5 protein-coding genes are annotated in these 5,236 nt (G+C 65.9%); 3 read left to right on the top strand and 2 right to left on the bottom strand.

The genetic code is table 11. The features are described 5' to 3' along the window. Both EN742_RS23265 and EN742_RS23260 read right to left on the bottom strand, forming a co-directional pair. Positions 1-398 (bottom strand): hypothetical protein (locus tag EN742_RS23265; RefSeq protein ID WP_128333324.1); only part of this gene is annotated, 398 nt, incomplete at its 3' end. Between the two features lie 153 nt (positions 399-551). Next, complete coding sequence (locus EN742_RS23260; RefSeq protein ID WP_128333323.1) at positions 552-2,180, bottom strand: DNA alkylation response protein; 1,629 nt, start codon at positions 2,178-2,180, stop codon at positions 552-554. A 158-nt stretch (positions 2,181-2,338) separates the two neighbouring features. On the opposite strand from EN742_RS23260, the gene EN742_RS23255 reads away from it, so the two are divergent. From EN742_RS23255 to plsY, 3 genes are read left to right on the top strand one after another with little or no spacing between them, the layout of a single operon-like run. Further along, positions 2,339-3,304, top strand: coding sequence for an aspartate carbamoyltransferase catalytic subunit (locus EN742_RS23255; RefSeq protein WP_126054689.1), 966 nt, complete (start codon positions 2,339-2,341; stop codon positions 3,302-3,304). Beyond that, a complete protein-coding gene (locus EN742_RS23250; RefSeq protein WP_126054690.1) occupies positions 3,301-4,587 on the top strand; it encodes a dihydroorotase in 1,287 nt (428 codons plus the stop codon). Before EN742_RS23255 ends, EN742_RS23250 begins: the two co-directional genes overlap by 4 nt. A gap of 56 nt (positions 4,588-4,643) precedes the next feature. Continuing rightward, positions 4,644-5,231, top strand: coding sequence for a glycerol-3-phosphate 1-O-acyltransferase PlsY (gene plsY / locus EN742_RS23245; RefSeq protein WP_126059077.1), 588 nt, complete (start codon positions 4,644-4,646; stop codon positions 5,229-5,231). Positions 5,232-5,236 lie beyond the last annotated feature (5 nt).

The following is a 5,236-nucleotide window of genomic DNA, read 5'->3' as shown; positions in this document are numbered from 1 at the left end:
TAGGAAGCAAGCAGCGCCGTCAGTTGGACGGCGACGACCATGAACAGCCCGTCGATGCCTTGCGCCGCGCCGCCGACCAGAACCAGCGACAGCACGCCGGAGGCGGAAATGAAGGCGATGCGCGCGACACCATCCGTGGCGTCGGGATTTGCCGCTATGTTGAGCAGCGTTTCGACGAAGGCCCAGCAGAACAGCACCGCCACAACCAGCAGCGCGATCGACAGCGGCGCCACGACGGCGGCGTTTTCCAGGCCGGTGATGCGGCCGTTTTCCACCTCAAGGCCAAGCACGCCAAGGGCTGCCGCGACACCTCGATTGCCGTCGATGCAGATAAAGGCCAGCAGGGCGAAAACGATCGCCCAGTGCAAGGCCAGAAAAGAGGTCAATACATGCCGCATGGCGTTCCTGCTTTGCAGGGCAAGGAACGACATGGTTAACCAATCCTTGCTCCGACGGGAACAGTGGGCCTTGCGGGCCGCCGCCGCAATGGAAACCATTCATTAAGGTTAACGCCTATCCACAGGCCGGGATAAGGGACCGCACAGGTCCGCTCAGTTCACCGGCGGATAAAGCGTGTCGACGATCATGCGGGCGTCGTGGCGCGAATCGAGCATGCCATAGGTGTTGCGCCACTGGCCGGCGAGACGCGTCTCGACGAAGGCGTCTGCGATACGCCCTGCCCCCAACCGGCGAAGCTCGGCCGCCGCCGCCGACAGCGCCAGTTGCTCGGTGAGCAGGCGCGCCGAGCCCTCGTCGGTCGCCGCCACCTGCATGGCAGCCTTGAGCACGCCAATGGTGCCGCGGCCGCCTGCGCCGAGGTCGCGGTCGATGCCGGCCAGCACCTCCTCGAACAGGCCTGGCGCGCGGCCCAGCACGCGCAGCACGTCAAGCGCCATGACATTGCCGGAGCCTTCCCAGATCGCATTTACCGGAGCCTCGCGGTAGTAGCGGGCGAGCGGCGCCTCTTCGACATAGCCATTGCCGCCGAGGCATTCCATGGCTTCGTAGAGCAGCGGCGGCGCGATCTTGCAGACCCAGTATTTGACGACCGGCGTCATGGCGCGGGCGAAAGCCGCCTCGCCGCGATCGCTGGCCGCCTCGTCGAAAGAGCGCGCCAGACGAAACGACAGCGCGGTGGCGGCGGCAACGTCGAGCGCCATATCGGCAAGCACACGCTGCATCAGCGGCTGGTCAACCAGATTGGCGCCGAACACCTGTCGATGGCGGGCGTGGTGGACGGCTTCGGCCACCCCTGCCCGCATGATCGCCGATGAGGCGACGGCGCAGTCAAGCCTGGTCAGCGTCACCATGTCCATGATCGTCTTGATGCCAGCGCCAGGCTCGCCAACCATCTCGCCGATGGCGTTGACGAACTCCACTTCCGAGGAGGCATTGGAGCGATTGCCAAGCTTGTCCTTCAGCCGCTGGAAGCGGAAACCGTTGCCGGAGCCGTCGCCAAGGATGCGCGGAACGAGGAAGCACGAAAGCCCTTCCGGCACCTGCCCGAGCACCAGGAAGGCGTCGGACATCGGCGCCGACATGAACCATTTGTGGCCGGTCAGGCGATAGAATCCGCTGCCCGCCCGCTCGGCCCTTGTCACGTTGGCGCGCACATCGGTGCCGCCCTGCTTCTCGGTCATGCCCATGCCGAGGGTGAGCCCGGTCTTTTCGACCGGTGGCTTCTGGCTCTGGTCGTATTTGCGGGTCGTTACGCGCGGCGCCCATTCGCGGAACAGTTTTGGGCTTGCCATCAGCGCCGCCAGCGAGGCGCTGGTCATGGTGATCGGGCAGAGGTGCCCGGTCTCCAACTCGGCGGTGATGTAGAAGCGCGCCGCCCTCACCTGATGACGGCGGCCGATCTCGGCGTCGCCGTTTTCCCAGACCGAGGAATGCAGTCCGTTGGCGACCGAGCGGCGCATCAGGGCGTGGTAGGCGGGATGGTACTCGACCAGATCGATGCGCCGGCCCTGGCGATCATGGGTTTTGAGCTTCGGCGTCTCGACATTGGCGAGGCGGGCCAGTTCCTGCGCTTCCTGCGTCAGCACGAAACGGCCGAGCCCGTCGAGGTCCTTGCGCACCGGTTCAGAAAAGCGCTCGGCAAGCTGGATCAGCAACGGATCGCCCCGCCAGGCGTTGCCGCCCGTCAGCGGCGGCGGCTGGTTCGTCACGTCGTCGGTCACGCCCTGTCCTTATCTTGCGAAAGCTACGAATCCGAAGCCTTCGGCGGGTTATAGCCCAAGCGTTGCCGCGCGCACGACGAAAATACCGGGGAGAAAGCCTGCAATCCAAAGCTGGTGCTTGCGGCTGGGGACACCGCACCCTATAGCAGCGCCTTGAGATGACCGACGCTTCGTCCTTGCCGCTCTACCCTCATCGCCATCTTCTGGGCATCCGCGATCTTTCCCCCGCCGATATCGAGCTGCTGCTCGACCGGGCGGACCGGGCCGTCGCGATCTCGCGGCAGCCGGAGAAGAAAACCTCGACGCTGCGCGGCCGCACCCAGATCAACCTGTTCTACGAGGCCTCGACCCGCACGCAGTCGTCGTTCGAACTGGCCGGCAAGCGGCTCGGCGCCGACGTCATGAACATGTCGGTGGCGAGTTCCTCAGTTAAGAAGGGCGAGACGCTGATCGACACGGCGATGACGCTCAACGCCATGCGGCCGGACATCTTGATCATCCGTCACCAGTCGGCGGGTGCGGCAGCACTCCTGGCGCAGAAGGTCGGCTGCTCCGTCGTCAATGCCGGCGACGGCGCGCATGAGCATCCTACGCAGGCGCTGCTTGACGCCCTGACCATCCGCCGCGCCAAGGGGCCGCTGTCGAAGCTGATCGTGGCGATCTGCGGCGACATCCTGCATTCGCGCGTCGCCCGCTCCAACATCATGCTGCTCAATGCGCTCGGTGCCCAGGTGCGCGTCGTCGCGCCCTCGACGCTGCTGCCCTCGGGCATCGACAGGATGGGCGTCATCGTCGCCCGCTCGATGGCCGAAGGCCTCAAGGACGCCGATGTCGTGATGATGCTGCGCCTGCAGCGCGAGCGCATGGAAGGCGCTTTCGTGCCGTCGATTCGTGAGTATTTCCGCTATTTCGGCCTCGATGCCGAGAAGCTCAAGGCGGCCAAGGACGATGCGCTGGTCATGCATCCCGGCCCGATGAATCGCGGCGTCGAGATTGCGTCCGAAATCGCCGACGGGCCGCAGAGCGTCATCCAGGAACAGGTGGAGATGGGCGTCGCCGTGCGCATGGCGGTAATGGAAGCGTTGCTCGATCCGCGCCGCAACCATGAGGGGCGCGGCGCATGACGACAACGGTCTTCAGCAAGGCGCATATCGTCGATCCCTCGCGCGGCATCGACGAGGTCGGCACGGTCATCGTCGAGGGCAGGAAGATTGTCGCCGCCGGCAAGGCGGCGCTGAACCAGGGTGTGCCGGAAGGCGCGACTGTCATCGACTGCGCGGGAAAGACCCTCATTCCAGGTTTGATCGATAGCCGCGTCTTCATCGGCGAGCCCGGCGGCGAGCATCGCGAGACTATTGCCTCGGCGAGTGTGGCGGCAGCGGCGGGCGGCGTCACCTCGATCGTCATGATGCCCGACACCGATCCGGTGATCGACAATGTCGCGCTGGTCGAATTCGTGCTGCGCACAGCCAAGGATACGGCAAGCGTCAACATCTTTCCGGCGGCGGCGATCACCAAGGGGCTCGACGGCCGCGAGATGACCGAGTTCGGCCTGCTGCGCGAGGCCGGCGCCGTCGCCTTCACCGACGGGCGCCACACAATCGCCAGCGCCCTGGTGATGCGCCGGGCGCTGACCTACGCCCGCGACTTCGGCGGCGTCGTCGCGCATGAGACGCAGGACGCCGACCTTGCCTCGGCGGGCGTGATGAATGAGGGCCTCTACGCAAGCTGGCTCGGCCTTGCCGGCATTCCGCGCGAGGCGGAATCGATCCCGCTGGAACGTGACCTCGCTTTGGCGCGGCTGACGCGCGGAACTTATCACGCGGCCAAGATCTCGACGGCGATGGCGGCCAACGCCGTGAGCCGGGCGAAAGCCGACGGTGCCAATGTCACGGCCGGCGTGTCGATCCACAATTTGTCCCTCAACGAGAACGACGTCGGCGAATACCGCACGTTCTTCCGGCTGACGCCGCCGCTGCGTGCCGAGGACGACCGGCTGGCCATGATTGAGGCGATCAAGGACGGCACCGTCGACATTGTCGTGTCCTCGCACGATCCGCAGGATGTCGACACCAAGCGCCTGCCCTTCGCCGACGCGGCGGCCGGCGCGATCGGGCTGGAAACGCTGCTGGGCGCGGCGCTGCGGCTCTATCACAATGGCGACGTCTCGCTGCTCAGGCTTGTCGAGGTGCTGTCGGCCGCTCCGGCGAAACTGTTCGGCCTGCCCGGCGGCACGCTGAAGCCGGGTGCCGCGGCCGACCTCGCGCTCGTCGATCTGCACGAGCCCTGGATCGTCAGCGAGAGCGGCCTTCGCTCGCGCTCGAAGAACACCTGCTTCGAGGGCGCGCGGCTGCAAGGCAAGGTCTTGCAAACGATGGTGTCGGGCCGCACAGTGTTTTCAATCTAGGCCGATGGCGGCGTAGTCCGCCATTTCGTGCGGTGAAGGAAATGCGGGGTGAAACAATGGGTTATGGCGGTATCCTGGCGCTACTGTTCGGCTATCTGCTTGGCTCGATTCCCTTCGGCCTGCTGATCACTGGCGCCGCCGGCCTTGGCGACGTGCGCAAGATCGGTTCCGGCAATATCGGCGCCACCAACGTGCTGCGCACCGGCAACAAGGGGCTCGCCGCCGCCACGCTGCTGCTCGACGCCCTGAAAGGCACGGCGGCGGTGCTGATCGCCGGCCGCTTCGCGCCGGAGTTCGCGCTTTGGGCCGGCTTCGGTGCCTTCCTTGGCCATCTCTTTCCGGCCTGGCTCGGCTTCAAGGGCGGCAAAGGCGTCGCAACCTATCTCGGCGTGCTGATCGGCCTTGCCTGGCAGGTAGCGCTGATCTTTGCCGCCGTCTGGCTCGCCGTCGCCTTCCTGTTCCGCTACTCCTCGCTCGCAGCGCTCACGGCAGCGGTGGCGGTGCCGATCGCGCTCTACTTCCTCAGCACACCCGCTATTGCCGGCCTGTTCGTGGCGATGAGCCTGATCGTCATCGTCAAGCACCGCGCCAACATCTCGCGGCTTATCGCCGGCACCGAGGGCAAGATCGGGGCCAAGGGATGAGCACT

The sequence above is a fragment of the Mesorhizobium sp. M4A.F.Ca.ET.020.02.1.1 genome (assembly GCF_004022645.1).
GTDB lineage: Bacteria > Pseudomonadota > Alphaproteobacteria > Rhizobiales > Rhizobiaceae > Mesorhizobium.
The sequence above is the reverse complement of the archived record's forward strand: the minus strand, read 5'-3'. Positions and strand labels throughout refer to the sequence as shown.

Excerpts from the sequence above, each read along its gene's own strand:
- EN742_RS23255 (WP_126054689.1), top strand. The coding sequence starts at position 2,339 with ATGACCGACGCTTCGTCCTTGCCGCTCTACCCTCATCGCCATCTTCTG.
- EN742_RS23250 (WP_126054690.1), top strand. The coding sequence starts at position 3,301 with ATGACGACAACGGTCTTCAGCAAGGCGCATATCGTCGATCCCTCGCGC.
- plsY (WP_126059077.1), top strand. The coding sequence starts at position 4,644 with ATGGGTTATGGCGGTATCCTGGCGCTACTGTTCGGCTATCTGCTTGGC.